The sequence below is a fragment of the Paenibacillus anseongensis genome (genome assembly GCF_009757995.1).
Taxonomy (GTDB): domain Bacteria; phylum Bacillota; class Bacilli; order Paenibacillales; family NBRC-103111; genus Paenibacillus_E; species Paenibacillus_E chondroitinus.
Map to the genome: position 1 here is coordinate 164,315 of NZ_WSEM01000016.1, position 22,231 is coordinate 186,545.

At 43.4% G+C, this 22,231-nt stretch carries 19 protein-coding genes and 1 pseudogene; 3 read left to right on the plus strand and 17 right to left on the minus strand.

Annotated features, from left to right (window positions below; translation table 11 throughout):
• Window positions 1-115: 115 nt before the first annotated feature.
• The 5 genes from GON05_RS17000 to garD form a co-directional block, all read right to left on the minus strand.
• Window positions 116-547 (minus strand): methyltransferase, encoded by a 432-nt coding sequence (locus tag GON05_RS17000; RefSeq protein WP_185157221.1) that lies wholly within the window; start codon window positions 545-547, stop codon window positions 116-118.
• Window positions 548-860: 313 nt separating this feature from the next.
• Window positions 861-1,322 carry a hypothetical protein gene (locus GON05_RS17005; RefSeq protein WP_157320201.1) on the minus strand — a complete coding sequence of 154 codons (462 nt, stop codon included), beginning with the start codon at window positions 1,320-1,322 and terminating at the stop codon, window positions 861-863.
• A gap of 3 nt (window positions 1,323-1,325) precedes the next feature.
• Entirely contained in the window at window positions 1,326-1,574 is a 249-nt protein-coding gene (locus GON05_RS17010; protein WP_157320203.1) for a VOC family protein, read from the minus strand.
• Between the two features lie 183 nt (window positions 1,575-1,757).
• Window positions 1,758-2,309 (minus strand): GyrI-like domain-containing protein, encoded by a 552-nt coding sequence (locus GON05_RS17015; protein WP_246239222.1) that lies wholly within the window; start codon window positions 2,307-2,309, stop codon window positions 1,758-1,760.
• An 814-nt stretch (window positions 2,310-3,123) separates the two neighbouring features.
• Window positions 3,124-4,659: a galactarate dehydratase gene (garD, locus tag GON05_RS17020; protein WP_309491747.1), complete on the minus strand. Its 1,536-nt coding sequence runs from the start codon at window positions 4,657-4,659 to the stop codon at window positions 3,124-3,126.
• A 128-nt stretch (window positions 4,660-4,787) separates the two neighbouring features.
• Between garD and GON05_RS17025 the strand changes: the two genes are divergently transcribed.
• The 3 genes and pseudogenes from GON05_RS17025 to msrA all read left to right on the plus strand — a co-directional run bounded on the left by GON05_RS17025 (window position 4,788) and on the right by msrA (window position 6,618).
• The gene (locus GON05_RS17025) at window positions 4,788-5,708 is read left to right on the plus strand and encodes a LysR family transcriptional regulator (RefSeq protein ID WP_157320207.1); all 921 of its coding nucleotides are present in this window, start codon (window positions 4,788-4,790) and stop codon (window positions 5,706-5,708) included.
• A gap of 259 nt (window positions 5,709-5,967) precedes the next feature.
• Window positions 5,968-6,087: pseudogene (locus tag GON05_RS17030) on the plus strand (hypothetical protein); the annotation flags it as partial.
• Window positions 6,088-6,099: 12 nt separating this feature from the next.
• Entirely contained in the window at window positions 6,100-6,618 is a 519-nt protein-coding gene (gene msrA, locus GON05_RS17035; protein WP_157320209.1) for a peptide-methionine (S)-S-oxide reductase MsrA, read from the plus strand.
• A 50-nt stretch (window positions 6,619-6,668) separates the two neighbouring features.
• Here the strand turns inward: msrA and GON05_RS17040 are convergent, their stop codons facing one another.
• From GON05_RS17040 to GON05_RS17095, 12 genes are all read right to left on the minus strand, one after another.
• Window positions 6,669-6,965, minus strand: a complete 297-nt coding sequence (locus GON05_RS17040; protein ID WP_157320211.1) for a hypothetical protein — start codon at window positions 6,963-6,965, stop codon at window positions 6,669-6,671.
• Window positions 6,966-7,034: 69 nt separating this feature from the next.
• On the minus strand, window positions 7,035-8,159 hold the full coding sequence (locus GON05_RS17045) for a glycoside hydrolase family 88 protein (protein ID WP_157320213.1): 1,125 nt from the start codon (window positions 8,157-8,159) through the stop codon (window positions 7,035-7,037).
• A 20-nt stretch (window positions 8,160-8,179) separates the two neighbouring features.
• The gene (locus GON05_RS17050; RefSeq protein ID WP_157320215.1) at window positions 8,180-9,058 is read right to left on the minus strand and encodes a carbohydrate ABC transporter permease; all 879 of its coding nucleotides are present in this window, start codon (window positions 9,056-9,058) and stop codon (window positions 8,180-8,182) included.
• Between the two features lie 13 nt (window positions 9,059-9,071).
• Window positions 9,072-9,926 (minus strand): ABC transporter permease, encoded by an 855-nt coding sequence (locus tag GON05_RS17055; protein WP_397369239.1) that lies wholly within the window; start codon window positions 9,924-9,926, stop codon window positions 9,072-9,074.
• A gap of 156 nt (window positions 9,927-10,082) precedes the next feature.
• Window positions 10,083-11,726 (minus strand): type 2 periplasmic-binding domain-containing protein, encoded by a 1,644-nt coding sequence (locus GON05_RS17060; protein WP_157320219.1) that lies wholly within the window; start codon window positions 11,724-11,726, stop codon window positions 10,083-10,085.
• A 157-nt stretch (window positions 11,727-11,883) separates the two neighbouring features.
• Entirely contained in the window at window positions 11,884-13,716 is a 1,833-nt protein-coding gene (locus tag GON05_RS17065; RefSeq protein WP_246239223.1) for a chondroitinase-B domain-containing protein, read from the minus strand.
• A 300-nt stretch (window positions 13,717-14,016) separates the two neighbouring features.
• Window positions 14,017-14,391, minus strand: coding sequence for a cupin domain-containing protein (locus GON05_RS17070; protein ID WP_157320221.1), 375 nt, complete (start codon window positions 14,389-14,391; stop codon window positions 14,017-14,019).
• A gap of 61 nt (window positions 14,392-14,452) precedes the next feature.
• Window positions 14,453-16,777, minus strand: a complete 2,325-nt coding sequence (locus GON05_RS17075; RefSeq protein WP_157320223.1) for a helix-turn-helix domain-containing protein — start codon at window positions 16,775-16,777, stop codon at window positions 14,453-14,455.
• A 527-nt stretch (window positions 16,778-17,304) separates the two neighbouring features.
• Window positions 17,305-18,039, minus strand: coding sequence for an SDR family NAD(P)-dependent oxidoreductase (locus tag GON05_RS17080; protein WP_157320225.1), 735 nt, complete (start codon window positions 18,037-18,039; stop codon window positions 17,305-17,307).
• A gap of 320 nt (window positions 18,040-18,359) precedes the next feature.
• Window positions 18,360-19,100 (minus strand): SDR family NAD(P)-dependent oxidoreductase, encoded by a 741-nt coding sequence (locus GON05_RS17085; RefSeq protein WP_157320226.1) that lies wholly within the window; start codon window positions 19,098-19,100, stop codon window positions 18,360-18,362.
• A gap of 463 nt (window positions 19,101-19,563) precedes the next feature.
• The gene (locus GON05_RS17090) at window positions 19,564-20,748 is read right to left on the minus strand and encodes a phospholipase D-like domain-containing protein (protein ID WP_181646114.1); all 1,185 of its coding nucleotides are present in this window, start codon (window positions 20,746-20,748) and stop codon (window positions 19,564-19,566) included.
• A gap of 127 nt (window positions 20,749-20,875) precedes the next feature.
• Entirely contained in the window at window positions 20,876-22,144 is a 1,269-nt protein-coding gene (locus GON05_RS17095; RefSeq protein WP_157320230.1) for a hypothetical protein, read from the minus strand.
• Between the last annotated feature and the right edge of the window lie 87 nt (window positions 22,145-22,231).

Here is a 22,231-nt window from a genome sequence, read left to right on the forward strand (position 1 = left end):
TGACTTTCCTAAAACAGCGTCAGTCGTGGACGAAATAAAAGTCCTCGACTGACGCTGTTTTCTTGAACTATCGTTCTCCGTTATCGTAACGAGTGGGGTATTACATGTCATTGGATCATTTCTTAACTTCAAAACTTGCTTTTATCTGTCCGACATCTTGCTTTAACAAAGTGTATTGTTCCATATCTTTCTGGTTGTTGGGATCATACTGCACATCCGTTGGGGTCTCAAATGCATAGACTGTCTCACCTAGCTCACCAATTTTAGAAATGTGAATAATTTTAGTCAACTCGATTCCCTTAGATTCCCATTGATCTTCAGGCCAAACCTCAACTCTAAATAATTCACCCTTTCCAACCCTTGAGGTAAATCTGAAAGCTATGATATCTTCATGTTTGAGTTCAACAACATCATAATTATCGTGCCATTTTGAAGGTAACATAAGGATGAATTTATACTTTTCATTCTCATACTTAAAACTTTCTGGGATTGTATTTGAATCTTTTGAACAAGCACTTAGAATCTGGATAGTGATAAATAGTAACAAAACGGCACGATTTAACTTTATTATTTATGATTCCTCCTTCACACTTGAAGACACTTATCACCCATCATATGAACCCAACCCTTAATTCAACATACATTTCTGCAAATTACTGACCGCACGCTTATTTATAAAAGGCACTCGTTCATTTTGACGGCTGCCTTCATGCTTTATCACTGTATTATCGTGTCCCGTTAGTTTGAATGAACCTCCCTTTGTTTATAGACCTAACCCGGCGCAACGTTCCAAGTCGAGACCACACTTAGCCGCCTCTCTGAGTTGTCATAACTTTCTAAATCAAACAGTCCACTATTAATTAATCAATATAAGCAATAACCCACTTATTATCAGCCTTTTGGAAGTAGTATATTCTTGATTCCTTTTTCATATCTTTACTATCTTTTTCAAGATACTCGACAGTTATTGTAACATTCATTTTACTGGGGTCAGTTGTAGTGTTTTCAAAAGTTGGGCGATCCAATTTCAAAAACTTTGTTTCTAATGTCGTTACTTGATAGTCATAGTTGGATAAAGCTAGTTTTTTAGAATTCTCTATTTTATCAGAAAATAACTCAAAAAATGCCTTACTGTTTCTCTCATTAATTGCTTTTGCACTTTGATTAATTAATTCTAACATTTGTTGATAATCTTTATTGCTCTCATATGAACTAACATCTAAGTATACCAGCCTAACATGAGGTTGGATGGAAGGCGCATTACTACTACAGCCGACCAATAAACTTGTAATTAGCATGAATATTAATCGATTTGTTCTCATCCCCTACCTCCAAATTTTTTTCACTAACGTTCTGCATTGACCATTTCTACTAAAGTAACCACGAGAATCAATGTGAGCGCTCACTAAAACTAATAATGGACCAGCTTTTAATTCCGCTACTGCCAATTCTTCTGTCAGACGTCGTAATGTGAATCCCAGGAACTTTGTATACCAACGCACAGAATCCTCTAATTCTCTTACTTGTATGCGGATATAATGAATTTCTTCAATTAACGACGGTAACTGAGACATGGGAATAACTCCTTCAGAAATAGAGTGAATTACTTAAGTTGAATATTCCACATTTTTCCTGAAATTCCCTTTTATTTTTTCATATAACATCCCGATAGGTGACTGGAGCAACAGAAACGAAAACAAGCGATGGATCTGTCCCATCGCCGCGTTAAAGTTATCCGCTTAATGCATCTTAGTCAATTACTTCCTCTTTATTGGAAAATGTAAAAGAAAATCTGCATTTCCACGTTCTAATGGTGAGTGTACTTTCGAATACACCTCGAACCCATAAGTTCCTGCTTGTTCATACTCTGAATTCTTTATCCATTCATACAACTCTCCATATGCATCACCAGCTCTGTCAATGTCTCCTTGGTATTCTAAAACAGCATAGGTCGCTTTAGGAAGTTCGTATGAAATCATATCGACTGGCGGTTCTACATCATGATTAACTTCAACGCCAGCTATCCATGTAAACAGATCAGTATTAGGATTATAATTTGGCGGGTCAATGAAAACTCCATATGTAATCGGAAATACTACGGCACCATTTACCTCTTCTAATCTTTCATTGAAAGATTGTTGGAGTTTTGGAATTATCATTTGCTCTCTAGTGTCTTGAAGTAATGTTTCCAGTTTCATTCCTATGATACGGATTTGTTCTCTTTCAATTATTTCTATGGCCATATTATGACCTCCATGATTAATTTTCAATATTACTTCCACAAATATACATATTTCACCTTTATTCAAATGTCTTTTTATTGAGTTAATCTGCCCGTTAGTTGAGAAAACTGCAGTCCCGTTCGGCATCTCTTTCGATGTTTTAACTATCGTCTCCGTCAATACCTTTTGTTATCTTTCAAAACTAGTGATTGGTTTGAATATTCACCATCAATTTATTTAATCCATCCATTGAGACATATAAGTACGAAACAGTTATCTTGAAGAAAAAACATTGTATGCTTTCCATAATAGTACAAGATGTGATTCGCATAATGTTTTATAACAGATAAATTTATTATGGTGACGCCATTTTATTACTTGGCTTTTTATTCTTTACTGTATAAGTAATCTTCTATAAAAGGGGCTGGTTGTTTTGCGTAGAAATAAGAACATGCCTCTAATCATTTTATTGTGTATCTCCTTATTAATAGTTCTTATTGTGAACGCTATCCTTAATATAAAAATATACATTGTGTATATCACAGGTCTCGGTCCTTTATTAATTATAGGACTACTAATTTTAACTATTATGATTCTTTACCTCAAAGGTAATAAATAACGAAGATTTTATCTATCCTCCCCGTTACTTGAGAAAAGGCAGTCTCTCCACTGGCCAATTAATAAATCTCCAACCTGGAGCCGTCGGGAATGAGATCAAGTTCTTGTCATTGGGTTTTCGACAAGAACTTGATCCCATAAAATAAAAAAGCCGCGCTCTACAACCCGGCGCAAGCCTTGCTCCTCAACACATTCTTCCGCATCCCCGGAGTAACGATTGGCGGAATAACCCGGCGAATCCAACCTGTACCCATGATTTCACTCCTCCTCTTTCAAATTACGATCAGGTGACGGGTGCAGGGTTAAATAAAGCGAGGTCATTGTGCAGCCCCCAATGGTCTGCCCAAGTTCGCTTGTTCCCGCTCGCAACATCCAAAATAAGATGGAACAGCTCCCAGCCCACTTCTTCAATCGTCGCTTCCCCCGTCGCAATGGTTCCTGCGTTTAGATCTATCAGATCATTCCATTGCTCTGCTAACGCATTTCTCGTCGATACTTTGATGACCGGAGCGGCAGCCAATCCGTAAGGCGTGCCTCTTCCAGTTGTAAACACCTGTACATTGATGCCGGAAGCTAGTTGCAACGTACCGCATACAAAATCGCTGGCAGGCGTCGCTGCGAACAGCAGCCCCTTCTGGGTTGCTCTTTCACCAGGAGATAGGACACCGGCAATCGGACTCGTACCCGATTTGACGATAGATCCGAGCGACTTTTCGACGATGTTGACTAAGCCGCCTCTTTTATTCCCAGGTGTCGTATTCGCGCTGCGATCCGCGCTGCCACGATGCAGGTAATCATCATACCAATCCATCTCACGGATTAAAGCTCGCCCAACATCCTCATTCACTGCACGAGGTGTTAATAAGTGAATGGCATCTCTGACCTCCGTAACTTCGGAGAACAACACCGTAGCTCCTGCACGTACCAGCAAATCAGCAGCGTATCCGACAGCCGGATTCGCTGTAACTCCCGAGAATGCATCGCTTCCCCCGCATTGCAAACCAACTACTAGCGCCGATGCTGGACAAGTCATCCGTTTCCGGCTGTTCAATCTGTCAAGGCGCTTTTCCGCCATCGCCATAATCGATCTGACCATTGGCATGAACCCGTGGCTCTCCTGCAGGGTTACGATCTGATCGTTGGCGCCTTCAGGAACGATCCGTTCGGGAAGCAGCTTTTCACACCCCAGTCCGACGACCATGAGCTCTCCGCCGAAGTTCGGATTTTGCGCGAGATTCTGAATTGTGCGTATCGGAATAATGGCGTCAGGCGCGTTAATCGCCACCCCGCAGCCGTAGGTATGCGTTAGTGCGATCACGTCTTCGACGTTTGGAAATCGAGGAAGGAGTTCTTCTTTAATTTTCTTCACTGCGAAGTTCAACACGCCGGCTACGCATTGCACACTGGTCGTAATGCCTAAAATATTTTTACTGCCAACACTTCCGTCCTCATTCAAGTACCCCTCGAACGTATAGCCTTCCAACGGAGGAATGGTTTGTTGTAAGTTGCTTGCTATTGAGAGCTCTAACAATTGAGGCGGTGTCGGCATTCTCACCAATGATTCATCGATCCGGCTTCCCCTCGCTATCCCTCTCATCGCATACCCGATTATCTCTCCATAACGGATAATCGCCTCATCTGGATTTAAATCAGCAAGTGCCACCTTATGACCCTGCGGAACATTTTGCAGGAGCTTAAGACCACAGCGAAATACTGTTCCTTCCGGCAGTCCGCCAGCATTGACAACAATCGCCATATTATCCTTCGGATTAACCTGAATATACAGCGGCTTTTCACTTTCAACACGTTGAACAGTCACATGGATAGTCCCCTCTCATAAGCACTTGTTCCTGAATTGGACTTATAGTAATCTAGAATTATCGAAAAGTAAAAGTGATTAAAATACGTTTTCCCTAAATTAATTTAAGAGTTGAGGAGCGACTGTATATGGAGTTGAAGCAGTTGGAATACATTATTCAAATTGCCGAAGACAACAACATTACCAGGGCTGCGGAAAAACTATTCATTACGCAATCTGCTCTCAATCAGCAGCTCCTGAAGCTTGAGAATGAGCTGGGTACGCAGCTCTTCGTTCGCTCCAGAAATAATTGGCATCTGACTCAGGCAGGGGCCATCTATGTTGAAAACGCCAAAAGTATCCTGTTGATCAAGAAAGAGACCTACAACAAAATCAATGACCTGCTTGAGATCAAAGAAGGAACACTAAAGATCGGTTTAACTCCTGAAAGAGGTACCGACATGTTTGCAGCCATTTATCCGGGTTTTTATAATAAATATCCCAAAGTCAAGATCGAGCCCCTTGAAATGACCGTCAAAGAGCAGCAACATGCCATATCTCAAGGTAATCTGGATATCGGCTTTGTCACGCTTCAGCAGATTCAGAAAACGAAAGATGCCTATATTCCGATCTGCTCTGAGGAGATAATCTTGTGTATTCCCAGCTCTCACCCACTCGCGCATTTAGGAGGCAGCCTCGGCGAACCACTTCCTGAAATCAGCCTTAAGCACTTTGTAGATGATTCATTCGCCGTCATGCGGAAAGGCTCCACTTTACGGGAAATTTATGACGATCTCTTGGCCGAAGATGATATTTCACCTCCTATATTATTGGAAACGCGAAGCTGTCAAACTTTGTTCGAACTGGTCGCCGAGGGCATTTGTTGTTCAGTCCTTCCAATCAGTTATGCCATCTCCTGGTCGAATGTCTCCTATTTCTCTCTACGTCAGCATCCGGTGTGGGAAATTGCAGCCAGCTATAAAAAAGACAGCTATCTAAATCAAGCAGCGAAAGAATTGATCTCCCTTAGCAAAGAATATTGGGAGAGAAAGAGGAGCGGGCTTAGATAAATTAACGGCCTACACACTATATTGTGTAGGCCGTTTTCATGTACTTTTTAGGTAACTATTTCCAGCACCAGCATTCCACATATCTAAAATAGTGACTTCCTATTGCAGGAGCATGGCCCACATGGGAACTTTAAAGCTCTAAGTTAGTTTGATAAACATTGCTTTTCCAATGCGGTTATGGGATATTCTAGACATGGATCTTCGAGAGATCACCGATATGAAGCCTTAGGTCTAGTCCTCCTTTTGGTGGCCAAGTTTCACGAAGCCGATCGTTTCCGCAAACATCAACGAGCTGCGGGACACTTCCCATGGGATGATAAGGACAGAGGCTAGATCCAATCACGGCGACAGCCATCTGCAAATATCTCAATTAGATTGAGGAGGTTTAAACATGCATCAACGAGCTATACTCGCTGGGGGATGCTTCTGGGGAATGCAAGACTTAATCCGCAAGCTTCCCGGCGTCGTCTCGACTCGTGTCGGCTATACTGGCGGTGACACTCCGAACGCGACTTATCGCAACCATGGCACTCATGCGGAGGGGATCGAAATCGTCTTCGAAACAGCGGAGACGAGTTACCGGCGCATCCTGGAGTATTTCTTTCAAATCCACGATCCTACGACGCAGAACCGTCAGGGCAACGATATCGGCACAAGCTACCGTTCGGCGATCTACTATGTGAGTGACGAGCAGAGAAAGGTGGCGGAGGAGACGATCGCCGACGTGAACGCGTCGGAACTGTGGCCGGGCAAGGTCGTCACCGAAGTAACGCCTGTCGGCGACTTCTGGGAAGCAGAGCCGGAGCACCAGGACTATCTGGATCGCTATCCGAACGGCTACACCTGCCACTTCCCGCGCCCCAACTGGGTCCTTCCCAAACGGGAGGCCAATGGCGCCCCGTCAAGTTGACAACAATGAAATAAGAGCATTAAGCTGCCTTAGTTCGGTACTCCACCGGACTAAGGTTGTTTAATTTTTTGAAACTGCTTGTGGTTGTAAAAGTGAATGTACCTGGTGGACCTCATCGATGACCTGCTTCTGTCCCTTCTAAATTCTGATTGAAGGGTGAAATCTTGCAAATTCATGATACCGTATAAACCCCGGTGAGACAGCCCCCTCTCGATCAGCGACTGCAGGGCAGAACCTTTCTGCTCCTTAACAACGAAAGGGCCGCATTGTTCATACGCCCCTTTCGCCAATTCAATGACTGTTCCTGCGGTTGCTTCGTCAAGTGCCTGCTGGAGTGTATCTTTCATCTCATAAGCTCCTCCATCTACCTGCTCCCTATCGTTCTAAGCTTAGGAACCTGCAAGCGTTCCATTCCATTAGAACACCCGATGCTTCCAGCCTTGCAACTTGGCAAGAGCCTCCACATAGTAATAGTCGCCGTAAATCAAAGATACGTTGACATTGGCCTCTGCCGGCTTATGCCCCGTGCCTCCATGGAGAATACCTTCATGCTGCGGTTCATCGAAAGAGGCATATTTCTCAGATAGGGACAAAAGGATACGCTCAGCAGCTAAGCGGTACTTGCTGGCATCTTCTGCCCGAACGAGTTCAGCGAGTTCAAGTAACCCTGACGCTGCAATGCTCGCAGCGGATGTATCCCGAGGCGCTTCGTCCGCATTCGGAACTCGAAAATCCCAGGGAGGAACCATCTCTGCCGGCAGCGAGCTAATGAAATGATGAGCGATTTGCTGCGCTGCATGCAGATACTTTTCCTGCTTCGTGAAGCGATACGTGTTCGTCATGCCGTATAACGCCCAAGCATTCCCCCTGGACCAGCACGAGTCCGGAGCATAGCCTTGCCAGCCTTTATACTCCAACAATTCACCTGAACTTGGATCAAATACAGCGACGTGGCAAGTTGATCCATCTCCTCGAATCATATGCTTAAGTACCATGTCGGCATGCGCACGGGCAATTTGAGCAAATCGTGGGTCTTCAAGCTCCTCCGAAGCCCAGAATAAGATAGACAAATTCATCATGCAGTCGATGATTGACCATCCGTGCAAATCACGATTCCAAGCCCGAAGGAATTGCCCCGCCAGATTGAAGCGGCCCGCTAGGAAGTTGGCTGCCGCCAGCCCCCGACGTCTTCCGTCCAAATCGCCGGTCAGTTTATATTTGAGGACAGATGTCGGCAAATATTGAAACCCAACATCATGATGAAAATGGTTCTCTTCCAACAGATGACGTTCCATCCGAACATCCCAATTCCAAGCTGCATCCTTATAGCGTTCCTCACCTGTCAGATCGTAGAGAATCCATAATATCCCCGGCCAGAATCCAGAGATCCACTGATCGAGCTTCAATCCGTCGTAAGCGCCTGATTTAGCCACGTGGGGCGCAAGTTCTCTATCTTGGCTCAGCATTTGATCCACTTTGCTCTGTACGCCTTTCCACCATCGTTCAATATCAGCGGATTCAATCATAGTAGGTTTTTCCATAATTTTGTGTTTCTCCTTTATTATCCTTTAATTGCACCGATTAAAGCGCCTTTAACGAAATATTTTTGCAGGAATGGGTAGATCATTAGAACCGGTACTGTCGCGATAATAATCGTAGCATGCTTCAACGTCTCACCAATGACAGATACTTCGCCGGAACCGGCGCCGCTCGCCATCGAACTCGCATCATTCTGCAGCAGAAGCTCTCTGAGCACTAGCTGAAGCGGGTAAAGCGACCGATCTTGTAAAAAAATCAGCGCGTTAAACCAAGCATTCCAGTGGCTCACTCCGTAATACAGCAGCATGACCGCGACAACTGGCATACAAAGCGGAAGCATAATCCGGAACAAAATCACAAATTCGTTCGCCCCATCCATCTTCGCGGATTCTTCAAGGCTATCCGGTATCGCTTCAAAAGCTGTTTTCATCAGAATAAGATTAAAGGCGGAAATCGCTTGCGGAATAATTAATGCCCACAATGTATTCGCCAAGCCAAGTCCTTTAACCGTAAAATAAAACGGGATCATACCACCACTGAAGAACATCGTAAAAACTATATAGAGCATCAGTGGCTTCCGATAACCGAGACATTTACGGGACAGTGCATAAGCACCGAGGGAAGTAAGCAGGATGTTCAGACATAGGCCCACCACGACAATGATCATCGTATTGACATAGCCATGCATGATTGCGCCGTTATCGAACACCAATTTGTAGGCCCTAAGGTTGAAATCAAGCGGTTTCCATAGGATTCCGCTATGCTGCATATATAAGGTAGGGTCGCTTAAAGAGGCGAACAAGACATATACGAGAGGGTATATTGTCGCGATAGCCAGCAGCGATAAAAATACATAGTTTACGAGATCAAACGTCCATTCTCCGAATGATTTGCGATACATGGTCATCCCCCCGTCACCACAAACTGGTATTATTCAACTTGCGGCTTAACCAATTGGACCCGATAACCAGGGTAAAGTTAATTGCCGAATTGAATAATCCGACGGCCGAGCTGAAGCTGTAATTGAATTCCTGAAGGCCCATCCGATACACATAGGAGCTAATGACATCAGCCGTGTCGTAAACAGTAGGATTATATAACAAAATAATTTTCTCCGTCCCCACGTTCATCATGCGTCCCATCTCAAGAATCAATAAAATCACGATTGTAGGCATGATGCCGGGCAGCGTGATATGGAACATTTGCTTCCAGCGCCCTGCGCCGTCGATTTTCGCAGCCTCATACTGCTCCGTATCAATGCCGGCCAAGGCTGCCAGATAGATAATTGTCCCCCAGCCAATATGCTGCCATACCCCTGAGGAAACGTAGATCGTACGGAAAAACTGGGCTTCAAGCAGCAGAGAGAGTCGCTCGCCGCCCAGAAAAGCAATCACATCATTGACTAATCCACTGCTGGCAGTGAATTCTTTGATCATGCCGCACACGACAACAAGCGAGACGAAATGCGGCATATAGGTAATGGTTTGGATCGATCGTTTGAAAAATGTCTTTTTAATTTCATTAAGCAGCAGCGCCAGAATAATCGGAGCTGGGAAACCAAAGATAAGATCATACAAACTAATCAGGATCGTATTTTTGAGTGTCCGCCAGAAATAAATCCCTTCGAAAAATGTTCTAAAATGTTCGAGCCCCGCCCACGGACTTCCTAGAATGCCGAGCCTTGGAGAGAAATCTTTAAAGGCGATGATCGCGCCATACATGGGGATATAATGAAACACTCCGAAAAACAAAATGATAGGAAGTAGCATGACATAAAGCAGTTTATTTTTCTGAATATCTTTGAGAATGCCCAAACCCGGGAATACATTTGATTTTGTTTTCACAGTTATGGCCGTCCTCGAATCTAACAGTGGTTTGGTTGACATATCGTTCCACTCCTTCCGTATCCAAACCTTAGCGGTCTTCTATCTCTTGTTATATCGATCAAGCGATTTCTGATAAATCTCAACTGCACGATCAATGCCTAACTTTTTAATTTGTTCAACATATTTGTCGTAGTTTTCAAGAGGCTCCTTGCCCATAATGAACTTCGAGAACATTTCTTCTTTATAGTTGCTGACATCGTTAACGATTTTGCCAAGCTCTTTACTTTCTTCGGCAGTAGGCGTCAGAAAAGCTGGAATGGTGTGCTTCGCTGCGTCGGTATTCATCCATAGTTTCACAGCTGCGTCCTGCTGCGGGTACGTATTCCAGTTGCGTCTTTCGTCCGCTTCATAAGGACCGTTTGGCTTCGTATACTGTGAGACCATTTGCTGCAAGCTGTATTTCTCGTTTTTGACAATTTGATCGGTATATACAGGATTCCCGTCTTTCATTGTAAAACTTTCACCTTCGACCCCGAAGTTGAACAAGAGACTGCCTTGCGTGCTGTAGGCATAATCAAGCCAACGAACCGCCAGTTCTGGATTTTTCGTCGTTGCCGAAACCGCCTTACTTGGACCTGGATTATATTTAAAGTCCAATTGTCCTGTAAAAGGCTTCTCCCCATTTTTGAGGGTTGGATACGGCGAGCCCACCAGATTAAACTTCGGATCTTTCGTTTTCATGGCATCCAGCCATTTCCCTAACCCGCCGCTCAGCAAGCCGACCGTTGCTCCGGTTTGACCGCCAAGTATTTTCGTATCCAACGCTTTTCCGTCAGTCAATGCAAAATCTTTATCAAACAGTCCCTCTGCATACCACTTGCGGAACAGCGTTAAGAAATCCTTATATTGCGGGTCAACCGGACCATATTTGACTTTCCCTGCATCATCTAGGTAGAACGTATTCGAAGTATGATATGCGCCGATAAAAGCATCGCGAATTTCGAAATTCCCATTGACGTAAGTGACACTAAATGGTGCTTTTGCTCCCTTTTTATCACGGAATGCCTTTAACGTCGTCTCCCATTCATCAATCGTCTCAGGCATCGGCAATTGCAGCTCATCTAACCAGTCTTTACGAATGATAGGTCCCCGGAATACAAGTCCGGAAGGGTTACGTATCATTGGAAATACATAATATTTGCCGCTATCCGTTTTAATCATTTTGTCGAGTTCTTTATCTTCTGCCAGCTTTTTCTTCAAATTCGGCGCATACTTATCAATCAAATCATTGAGTTCCAGAATGACTTTATCGTTAATCGCCTTCTCCGGACCGCCTGGGTAAGACCCCGCGCTTCTTCCCGTCCAATCATATTCAATGACATCCGGCAGTTTATCCGCAACAATCATCAGATTGAACTGCTCTTTCGTTTGCTGATCATTCGGGTGAATATATTTCACCTCAACGCCGGTAGCTTTGGCCAGCTGTTTACCAAATGGCGTTTCAGCCAAGTTTTGATAAAACGTAGTCGCATTGTTGTTCAAACTTTCCCATGATGTTAACGTTTCCTTCGTATTCAGCGGATAAACTGCCTTCGGTGCATCCGTTGCGGATGGACTTGCACTATTCTTAGTTGTGCTGCCAGTCTCCGAGCAAGCGGAAAGTACGATACCTGTTAACATGAGAACACTTAGCCCAGCAGCGCTGTATGACCGATACTTTCTTTTTGATTTGTTACTTTCCATGTTCATCCCCCATTCCATAGTTAAACCGTATTTTCAAATTGAAAGCGCCTACATTCCCTATATTGCCGAATCCATGCCCAAAAAACTATCATCAATATCGAAACAGGTATGCAAAACCTCAAATTTCAGGTTTTACATACCTGTTTCGTTTTGCATGTTACGGGCTATCAGGTCCTACATCCGAGGAACTGAGCGGCACGCGGACGATGGACGTAGAGGAGCTGAAGTACTCATCGGCGCCAACATCGTTCGTTGAACGCGTTTGACCATCCATATCCTCAGTGACATAAGAATAGCTGCCAACAGCGGCATTAACGGCTGCACTGCCCGAGGTTAACTTTTGCAAGCCGCCAATCGTTGTGAATGACGGTGTGATATTCCGAATTTCCGAAGAAGTTCTCGAACGATTCGTAACCGTGCTGCCAAAGCCGATATTTCCTTCAAACACGGTATTCGATGTTTTCACTTCTTCATATAGCGTACCAGTACTGTTGTTAACGATGTTATTCGCTACTCGGCTATCAACTGGCGCTGATGTATAGCTTCTGCCGATAATGATGCCGAAATCGCTGTTCACAATCGTATTGTTCGTAACTTGTGCTCGATACACGCGCCAATGCTTGCTTAAATCCCCACTGCTGTAGTTGGTGGAATTGGTCCCACCATCCCAATCTCCACCATCGAGATTAATGGCATCCGTGGTAAGACCCTCAAAATAATTGTTATAAATGCGATGATCCGTCCCATAGATTCGGAACCCGCCTACACCGGCTTTACTGCCATCGCCCAAAAAGAAGTTCCCATAGTATTGATTGTTATTGCCGTGTCTTGCCGTAACCTGCCCTTGCGAATTCCGAATCGTATTGTAGCGAACCGTATTGCCGCTGCTTTTCACGGAAATGATTTCCGGATCGCCATCGCTGTTCTCGAACAGATTATTCTCTACGGTCGCGTTCCCGTTTAATAAAGAAACGCCGGATAAGCCAAGACGAATGCTCTCTTTCCCGTTCGTAATCCTTGGTGTGCTGTCATAAAAATAGTTGCGGTCGATAATCGTATAGCGCGACATATACGTACTTCCATCGCCATCTACGGCAATAATCGGCCCCGGATCCGCTTTAGATACGAATTTATTCCGATCAATCCGATTGTTGTCGCTGTTAACGCCTCTGATTTTCACCCAATTGTTCGTGGCTCCGGTTTCATTCAGATTGAATTCATTGCGTGTCACGCGAATATGGCTGGACTCATCCATTTTTACCGCATTGTTGCTTGCACTCGTCGTAGTTGTAAATTTCATTCCCGAAATCGTCACATAAGACGACTGATACAAGCTGAAATAAGCTCCCCCGGAAATAATCGCTTGCCCTCGGTTCAAGGCTTTGATGACGATTTCCTGGCCGTCCTGACCGTGAATCCCATTGACTGTAAATGGACCGGATTGTGAGTAGGTGCCATTTTGCAAATAAATGATCCTGCCGGGAATAGCCTGGTCGATCGCAGTCTGCAGCTGTGCCGACGTCGAAACCGTCACTGAATCTTCAACGGGAGTGCTGCCTCCATTTCCATAAACCTCGACTTCCAAATAGCTGTTCCAAGCGCTCGCCGAATTCCCATGACCAACGATACGCACATACCGGACCGATGCGACATCCGGAAAATCGAAGGTTTGCAGCCCATCTACCAAGTTACTTGTTACATTGGAAAGCTGCGTCGTGAACGTCGCATTGTCCGCAGAGGTCTGAATATCAAAAGAGGAAGTACGCGTAGAGCCATTTAAAAAGGCAATTTTAACAAAAGCTATCGTTACGCTGGAGCCAAGATCGAATTTGATCCATTGGCCATCCCCACTGGCTGACCAACGTGTACCCATATCGCCGTCAACCGTATTCGCAGGAACATTGCCATCGTTGGAGCTTGCGGTCACGCTGGAACCCGATACGGAGAACTTCGTATCTGCTGCAGCAACGAAACCAGGAATCAAACTCATGAACAAGAGTACGCATAACAGGAAGGCCGCAGCCTTCTTCGGTGACATTCTCATGTAACTAACACCGTCCTTTTTGCTGAATGTGATGAATCGCTTTGAAACGAAAGCGCTTACTAAATTATTTCTTCAGGACGCTTTCCTCACCTCCCTTCCACATAAGTCGTTTTTTTGTCCAATTTCATGATTATTGAACCTCATTTGGCTTCGTTTGTGAAATATGCAATAGTTAAAATGACTTGCAAAACATAAACTCACTCTCTAGCAATTTCGTGAATGAACGACAATCGCTGAAAAATGCGCTCAAATCGCTGCCTCTTCTTGCTGATTCTTATGCCGGTTGGGACCAGCATGACACCATACCGTTACAATCGGATCTTCCTCGCTTGAATTCAGATGGTGATCTTCTCCAGGCTCGATAATCACAACGTCACCGACCTTAACCTGATGAAACTCCCCATTCACTTCCATGGTTCCCGTTCCTTGCAGGATAAGAAAGGCTTCGCAATCCCCATGGACATGATAGTCACGACCATCCGGCCCATCATTTGTATGACTGCGTTCCCCCTGCTTAGCAAAGGCAAGACCGCCTGAAGACAAATATTTACCGAGCAATATCTCTTGTAAAAGATGACCACTTTGAACATCCTGCAGCTCGCTTAATCGCATTTTTTTCATCTGCTATTCCTCCATTCCTTGTCTATTGAACCTCACATCGCTTTGTTTGTTGATGCAAAAGCTAAATCTTCTGATACTTCCCAGGCGTCATTCCTTCAAATTTCTTGAAAATGCGCAAGAATGTGCTCACATCTGCATAACCGACACGCCATGCGACTTCGTTGATCGTCAGGTTGTGCTCAGACAGCAGCACTTTTGCCGCTGACAATCGCGTATGGTTAATGAGATCCAGCAGGGATTCTCCCGTATGTTCTTTAAATATTTTGGACACGTAGGAAGGTGTCAGCGAAAAAGATTCCCCAATCATCGAGATATTCAAATTGACATCTCGAAAATGCGTCTGAATATAAACGCGTATATCATCGATCAGATAAGTATGTTGATTCTTCTTGTCGGTTTGAATCCATTCGCAGACCTGTTCAAGCACTCGATTTATATGGGCCATCATGTCCTGAACCGTGTCACAGTTCAACAGCCGTTCCACATCTTCAGCATGAGCTTCAAAATTTCGTTTGCTGATCGAGCTTACCTCGTCGAGCGTTTTCAGCATTGTGCTTGCCAAATTAAATAGCAGACATTTTGCAAGCGGCACTGAAACAGGATGATCCTTGAAATTCGCCTCGTAAATTTCTGCTAGCAGGGCCTGCGATTTGGACAAATTCCCCGTCTTCACGTAGTAAACGAGCTGTTGTTCAACGCTCAACGGATAATAGTAATTCCGTCCGGAGAACGCTGCCTCCATGCTAATTTCTTTGTACAAAATCACCTGCCCATTGCCGCGCACGATGCGATGCTCAAGAGTTTCCAGTGCCTCTTGGTACGATTGTGAGATCCCATACACGTCATTATGAACACCGCTCACAGCAATCGTCATTTCCGCATGGATGTGTTCCTTAATGAACGCTTGCGTTTGGGTGGCCATTCGGATTAATACCAAGTCTTCTTCCTCATTCGAAGGAAGTGGTTTCAAATTAACGATACAGGCTGTCAGCTCATTCACTTCTGTGGAATAAACCGTTGCATCGCCACCAGCAAGCTCCTCGATCACATTGCTAAGCACAAAATGAAGCATCTGTGTCTCCTGCCCGAATGATGCATCCGCTTCATCCGTTTGCAGCTTGCCGTAAGCATCAATGCTGAACAGCAGCACCGCAAACCGATCCGAAACAAAGTGGACATTGTGGGCGGCAAAAGAATCCGTAAGCGAAAGCTTTTTCTCCAACTGCCCCTTCAATAAACGTGTCAGAAAATGCGCTCTGATCGTATTATTATGCAGCTTTAACAGCTTGCTAATTTCATCTTTCTCGATAAAGGTATGATGAAGCGCATTTTGCAAAAAGGAATACTCATTCGATTTTCCATCAAAACGGAATCCGGACCGCTGCGTCATATTCTGCAGCAGGACTTGAATGGGCATATAATTTTTTCTCAAGAAAATAATCGTAACGATAATGCCTATCAACAAACCTAGGGCAATACCCAGTCTTGTTATCGCTTTCAAATATTCCATCTTCTCATTGAAGATTTCTGCCGGGAGAACGGACACATATTTCCAGCCCGTCAGTTCGGATGTAACATAAGACAAAGCCGCTTTGTCCTGATTCATCTCAGCGTACACCAAACCTTTTTTCCCTAACAAACGCTCTGATGGCAAGTGCTCTTGCAGCTCCTGTTTATCTTTGGACGCAGCAATGAAGTGATTATCTTTATCCAAAATCAGTAGCGAGGAATCATTGTATTTCGGAATGCTTTCCAGCAGCTTATTCTCATTAATCAAAATGATTAGAATGGGATAAGGCTGAAGCGGATTATTCAAAACGAGCGACCGGGCAAACATCACCCCCGACATCGACGTGCCTTCGTTCCAATATTTCATTGGCGAATACTTATAGACATACTTTTGGTCAAATAGCCGTCTCCACTCCTCAAAAGAAGTCTCCTGCCCCGGCCTCATGAGGGTGAACAGCCCACGGGAATCGGTGTGATTGAACGTGGATACAACGGTATCGCTGTTCGCATACATCACGTAAATTTGCTCAATATAGTCATTGGCTCGTTGGTAAGTTCTCAGACTTTCGGCAATATTAAAAAGTTGATAATACTGATCGTCGAATAACGGCTTTTCAACATTCGCGAAAGAAGAGACATTTTTGTTTAAAGCAACTTCCAAGCTTAATTGTTCCAAGCCTTTTAACTTACTATCGATAGACATTTCGATCTGCGTGAGAAGCAACTCGTTCGCCCGATTTATTTCTTTCTCCACCAGACTGTGCGTTGCCGAATAAAGAATCATACTAATTACAATAGGTACCAACAGCACAGACAAATACGAGACTAGCCATGTGGCTATAACACTCCTATTATATCTTCGAATCTTCTGCAGCATATGAATGACCCCCCAGCACGATGAGAACGGTTACAATTAATACTTCATGAGGCTTTTGAAGGATACCCTTCATTATTAGGGAAAAGGCGATCTTAGTAAATCATCAAAATATAAACTCATATGCAATTTATAAAATATAGAAAAAACGGCTGCTTTTATACTTCCCATCGCGGTTCTAGGGTTTCAGTTCCAATTCGTGCCGCTAAGTAATAGATGATCCAGTGTCCCAAATGCTACAACATCAATTCCCAATCGTATGAAACAGTATGAATCCATGAACGAAACTACCGTACCACTTGCATTAATGAGGAAATGAAATTAGCAAAGTTACTAACTAGAAATAACCCGCTCCTTATAGATAGGAGCGGGTTTACTTATACCGTTGTAAACCAGAAGTAGCGACAAATAATAGAGCAGAGCAGCGTTCATATTATCTATAGCTTTTCCGATAATACCTTCCTTTTCCGGATGAAATGGAAGACCCAGCCGCGTTAGACACGGTCAGCTTATTTTTCTGCTTTCATAAGTTATATAAACATGCCGCCGTCTACTTTGAGGATCTCTCCTGTCACAAAATGCGAATGCGCAATTAATGAATAAGCGACTTCAGCCACATCTTCCGGAGTTGCAATTCTACCAAGCGGTGTTCCCTCTGCCAGTCGCTTGATATGATCCTCCTGCCCCTCAACCCATCGGGTTTGTACAATCCCAGGCGCAATACTATTGACGCGAACTTCAGGGGCCATGATGCGGGCAAGCGATTTCGTTACACTAATAGCAGCGGCTTTCGAGGCGGCATAAGCGATCGAACTGCCTAGCCCCGTCAACCCTGCAACCGACGTAATGTTTACGATACAGCCTTTCTGCTTTTTTAATTCGACCGCTGCGGCCCGGCTGCAAAAGAAAAGCCCCTTTACATTGACATCCATGACCCTGTCCCAATACTCCTCTTTCAACCCCTCAAGATCATCATGGCTAACAAAATCGGTCACTCCTGCATTATTGACTAAAATATCCAATCGTCCGAATGAAGCTACGGTTTCTTTAATCATTTGGCGTACCTGAAGATCATCGGAAACTGTAGCTTTAAACAACAGACATTTTACTCCTAAAGCCTCAATTTCCTTTTGGGTCTCCAAAGCTTCAATTTCCGACTTGGAATAATTGATTGTAATATGGACGCCTTCCCTTGCTAAACGAAGAGCGATGGCTTTTCCGATACCGGTTGCAGAGCCGGTTATAACAGCTACATTTCCTCTCATAATTCACCTTATCATTTTTTTATTTTGCTATTAACTTATGATCATCCATCTTGTTCATTATTGTGAACATCGTTCTAAATGTTGCCGTAAGAAAATATTCCCACAGTTTTCTGCTTGTGTCAATCGAATTTCAGGAAAGTATATGAAAGAAAAAAATCCCTATTCACTAGAAGTGAACAGGGATTTCTATTCTATTAGTGCTCGAACGTGACGATTGAAACGAAATTTTGTCCTATTGGAGAGGCTGTGTAAATCATTAAGGTAGCCCTAGGTAACTAAAGTGCCAGTCTAAGTTGTACATCTGACAGAGATTGGTGTTTCTAGCCTCTTAGCTGAATCTCATAATCTGTAACAATCTTTCCATCGTACTGAATAATTTGGCCATTTTGATTCTTATCAGACAGGATAATGTCGGTACTTATCTGCCCAGCGGCTTCGGGAGACTTGACGAATCCGCCGTGCGCACCAGCTTCCATGCCGTTCAAATCGGTTGCGACTGCGCCAGGCATGATGCCGAAAATCTGGCGATGGCTGCCCATTTTTTCAAACTCGTAAGCGTAAGTCAGTGTCATCACGTTAAGTGCTGCTTTGCTCGTAATGTAAGCGAGCGGGTGCCAAAAGTCGGTCGGCGAAATCGGAACAGTGATATTGACGATTTTCGCGTTGTCTGTCAGAGATGACAGCAGACTTTTGATGAGCTCATGTGTGCCGAGAAAATTCGTTTCCATCGTCGTACGTAAATCCTCTGTTGTATAGTCAAATGTGCGCTTGGCGAGGTCGAGCGCCGCGCGCCCTGGCTTGACACTATCAGGAATTCCAGCATTATTGACCAAAATATCAAGCGAATCAACCATTTTAGCCGCTGCGTGCAAACTGTCAAGATTATTTAAATCAATCTTGATGTACGTTGCTGAGATGCCTTCTGCGGCAAGTTTTTCGACTGCTGCCTGCCCACGGGCTTCATCACGCGCTCCAACGAGAATGTCATAACCACGCTTACCAAGACTTCGAGCGATTTCGAAACCGATTCCTTTATTTGCGCCAGTGACGAGTGCTTTCATAGTGAGCTCCTTTTCGTTTTTTATTTGATACAAGCATATTATAACTTAACGATAGAATCATCAGCATCCTCAAAAAATTCTTAATTCCTCTGATACGATGCGTTTCTGTGTTCGAAAAGGCAGCCGCTTGTTGTGATTTCCTTCCTGGTGTTTTTATTAAGAAATAGTTCCCACTAAATTTTACCTCTAGTAGCTTATTAATTTTTAAGTAATTTCTTTAAGTAATTCAGTTAAGCCATTTGGATATAGGATTCTTTGACCCAGTACCACTTCAGTTCCTTAGTCGTTGGGGGCTGTCGTTGACAAGAACTTTATCGCATTACCGACAAAAAAAACTATCATCATTAAAATGGTTTTTTTGAGCCTTTATTAGAGCTCCCCATGGATTACGGCCTGTCTTCAGTTGTAGCTCGCCATAATCTTAATTGTTTAAATAAACTTCTCCCCCTCAATAATAAAATCGCTAGAGATAAAAAGAAACGATTGAAATCGTCCTCTCCAAAAATCGTTCCCATATATTCAAATCATCAAAATAAGTATCAGAGATACGCTTTGACATCCGAAATTCATCCTGTAACTTTTTCTGGATCTCAGCTATTATCGGTCCACCATAAATCGAACATACCGATTCCTTATTAAGATAAAAGGTGCGAGTATCAAAATTCGGGGTGCCCGTCATTACATACTTTCCATCAATGCTCAACACCTTTCCATGAAAAAAACCGTTCTGATATAAATAAATTTCCGCCCCATTTTTCAAGAGTTCTCTTAAGTACGGGTATGCAGCTTGTTTTATCATAGGGAAATTACTATTAAGCGGAACTAAAATTTTGATAGCAACACCTCGTTTTCTTGCCTCAATCAGCTCATCCACCATTTTCTTTCCAGGTATAAAATATGGTGATGCAATCACGATCGAATGACTTGCCTTCATTATCCAGTCTTGATATCGCTCCGCCAAACCTTTCCCGTCCGTAAATAAATAATCATAACCCGTATTTCCATTTATAGGGGAGCTGGAGTGAACAGGAAAACTGTCACCCGTGTTATTTTTCCAATCAAGCAAAAATTGCCTTTCCATATCTTGAGCGCCGTCACCACTGATACGAAAGTGATAATCCTCCCAATGGCCCACTCGCTTATCTTGATCTAAATGTTCCTTCCCCATATTAAAACCGCCAATATATGCGGTCGTCCCGTCTATCACAGTAATCCGGCGATGGTTCCGATTTTGTAAAGTATAGAAGAAATGTGGAAACGTAGGCTTTCCGCTAAACGTAAATTGCACCCCAGCTTTTCGTAATCTTTCTCGCATCGATTTCTTAAACAGAAAGCTCCCCATTCGATCTGTCGATAACTTAACATCGACCCCTAGTTTTGCCTTATCCTCCAATAAAGTAAGAAATTTATTACTAATTTCATCATTTCGAATGATAAAAAAATGTATATAAATGTACTCTTTCGCTTTTTGTATATCGGAAAACAGCGAATCATACAAATTCTGTCCTGCGTTATACATCTGAAAATCAGCATAGTGGAAAGAACTTTGTTTTGCTGCATCAGCTTCTTTTACGCCTTTTTCAATGTCTAGATAAACCCATCCTATGAGTAAAAATAGTAATAAAGGTGTAAATAATACCTTTCTCACACAAAATTCTCCTTTTTTGTGATTACTATTATGCCGGCAACCTCTTCCTAGGTGTTTATTCAACCAAAAGTTTCTTAGTTAGTTTAATCTTTTTCCTATGCCGCTAATTGAGAATTATATAATTCTTTCATTCCATCTCCCTCTTGTTCGGATCGTACTCCGTTAATCCAAGCGCTTTATTGTTCCATAATATTTTCTTTATCTGATCATCATTTGTCGAACCACATCTTATCATCATAACTATTTCTGTTGCTTTCCTTCTTCCAAATAGATCTAGCGAAGGCATTTTTTTTATCACAATGAACTTGATAAGGAAGCCGAGTACTCCACCGACCACCAATCCGTATAAAGCCCATAAAATAGGTCCCTGCTTAAGCACAAAGCCGTATATACCCCCAAGGAGCATACAGATGGATCCTAAGATGGTAGCAAGATCTACAAAGCTAACACCGTCTGAGTAATGTGCGTTATCAAATAACTTTTTCTTTTCATTACGGACTCGAAGCGGCAATGCAAACATGTCCGATTTCTCAACACCAATCTGTTCAAGTTCGGTCAAAGCTAGTTCGATTGCAGTCGAGTGCTCGAAAGAAGCAATGATATACATTCTATTTCCCCCTGGCATGACTGGAAGAGGCATGTCGAAAGTTGCATGTTGATATTCGGAACGCAAAAACTGCGATTGAGAGAGCTTAAATTGGAAGTTCGTAATAACGGCCTGTGAGTATGCAAAATACACATATCCTCCGTAAATGGACGGAATAAACAAGTACCATTGTGGGTCTAATATGGTTTTCGCTTTTTCAAAATTGCCAATGCAAGTGTAGTAGACACCGACATAAAACCTAGAGAAGCCGATCGTTATTACCCACGTGATTATGCTGAAGAAAAAGGAAATTAGATGGTTTAGATACAAGGAACCGAGACCAGGCATAATCATTTCCCAATAAGTGGATGTAATCGGGCTAACCTTGTTCAAGGTATTTACGCTAAAAGAGGATGCCTTCGTTGTTTTCGTCAAAGTTGTAGTCCGATAAGATAACACGTAATTATTGTTCATATCTACACATCTGCGGTATGAATCGAACATGGTAAATACGTACACACCAATGTAGAGATAAAAGAAACGCAGATCTATAACGTCAATGGCTGATTGGAAATCGCCTAACATTGAGAAATAAATAGCTTTGTTTACTTTTGCGAGGTTGTTAACGGTGAATTCGAAGATAATGAGCGAATATCCGATCAGTGGATAGTTGACCATACAATGCCCGTAACCCGGAAAGGCTGCCGACCACCAAAGAGGAATCCACGGATTAAGCGGGTATTCAATACTCGAATTAGATGGAATACTATGCATCAAATGGGAATAGCGTTTGGTTTGTTCTTGTGCCAAGTTTATATACCCCGATAAAGATCTATTTGTACTTTATCAGTATGGATGGTAAAACTTAATTTTATTCCCAAGGTATGAGTAGTACAT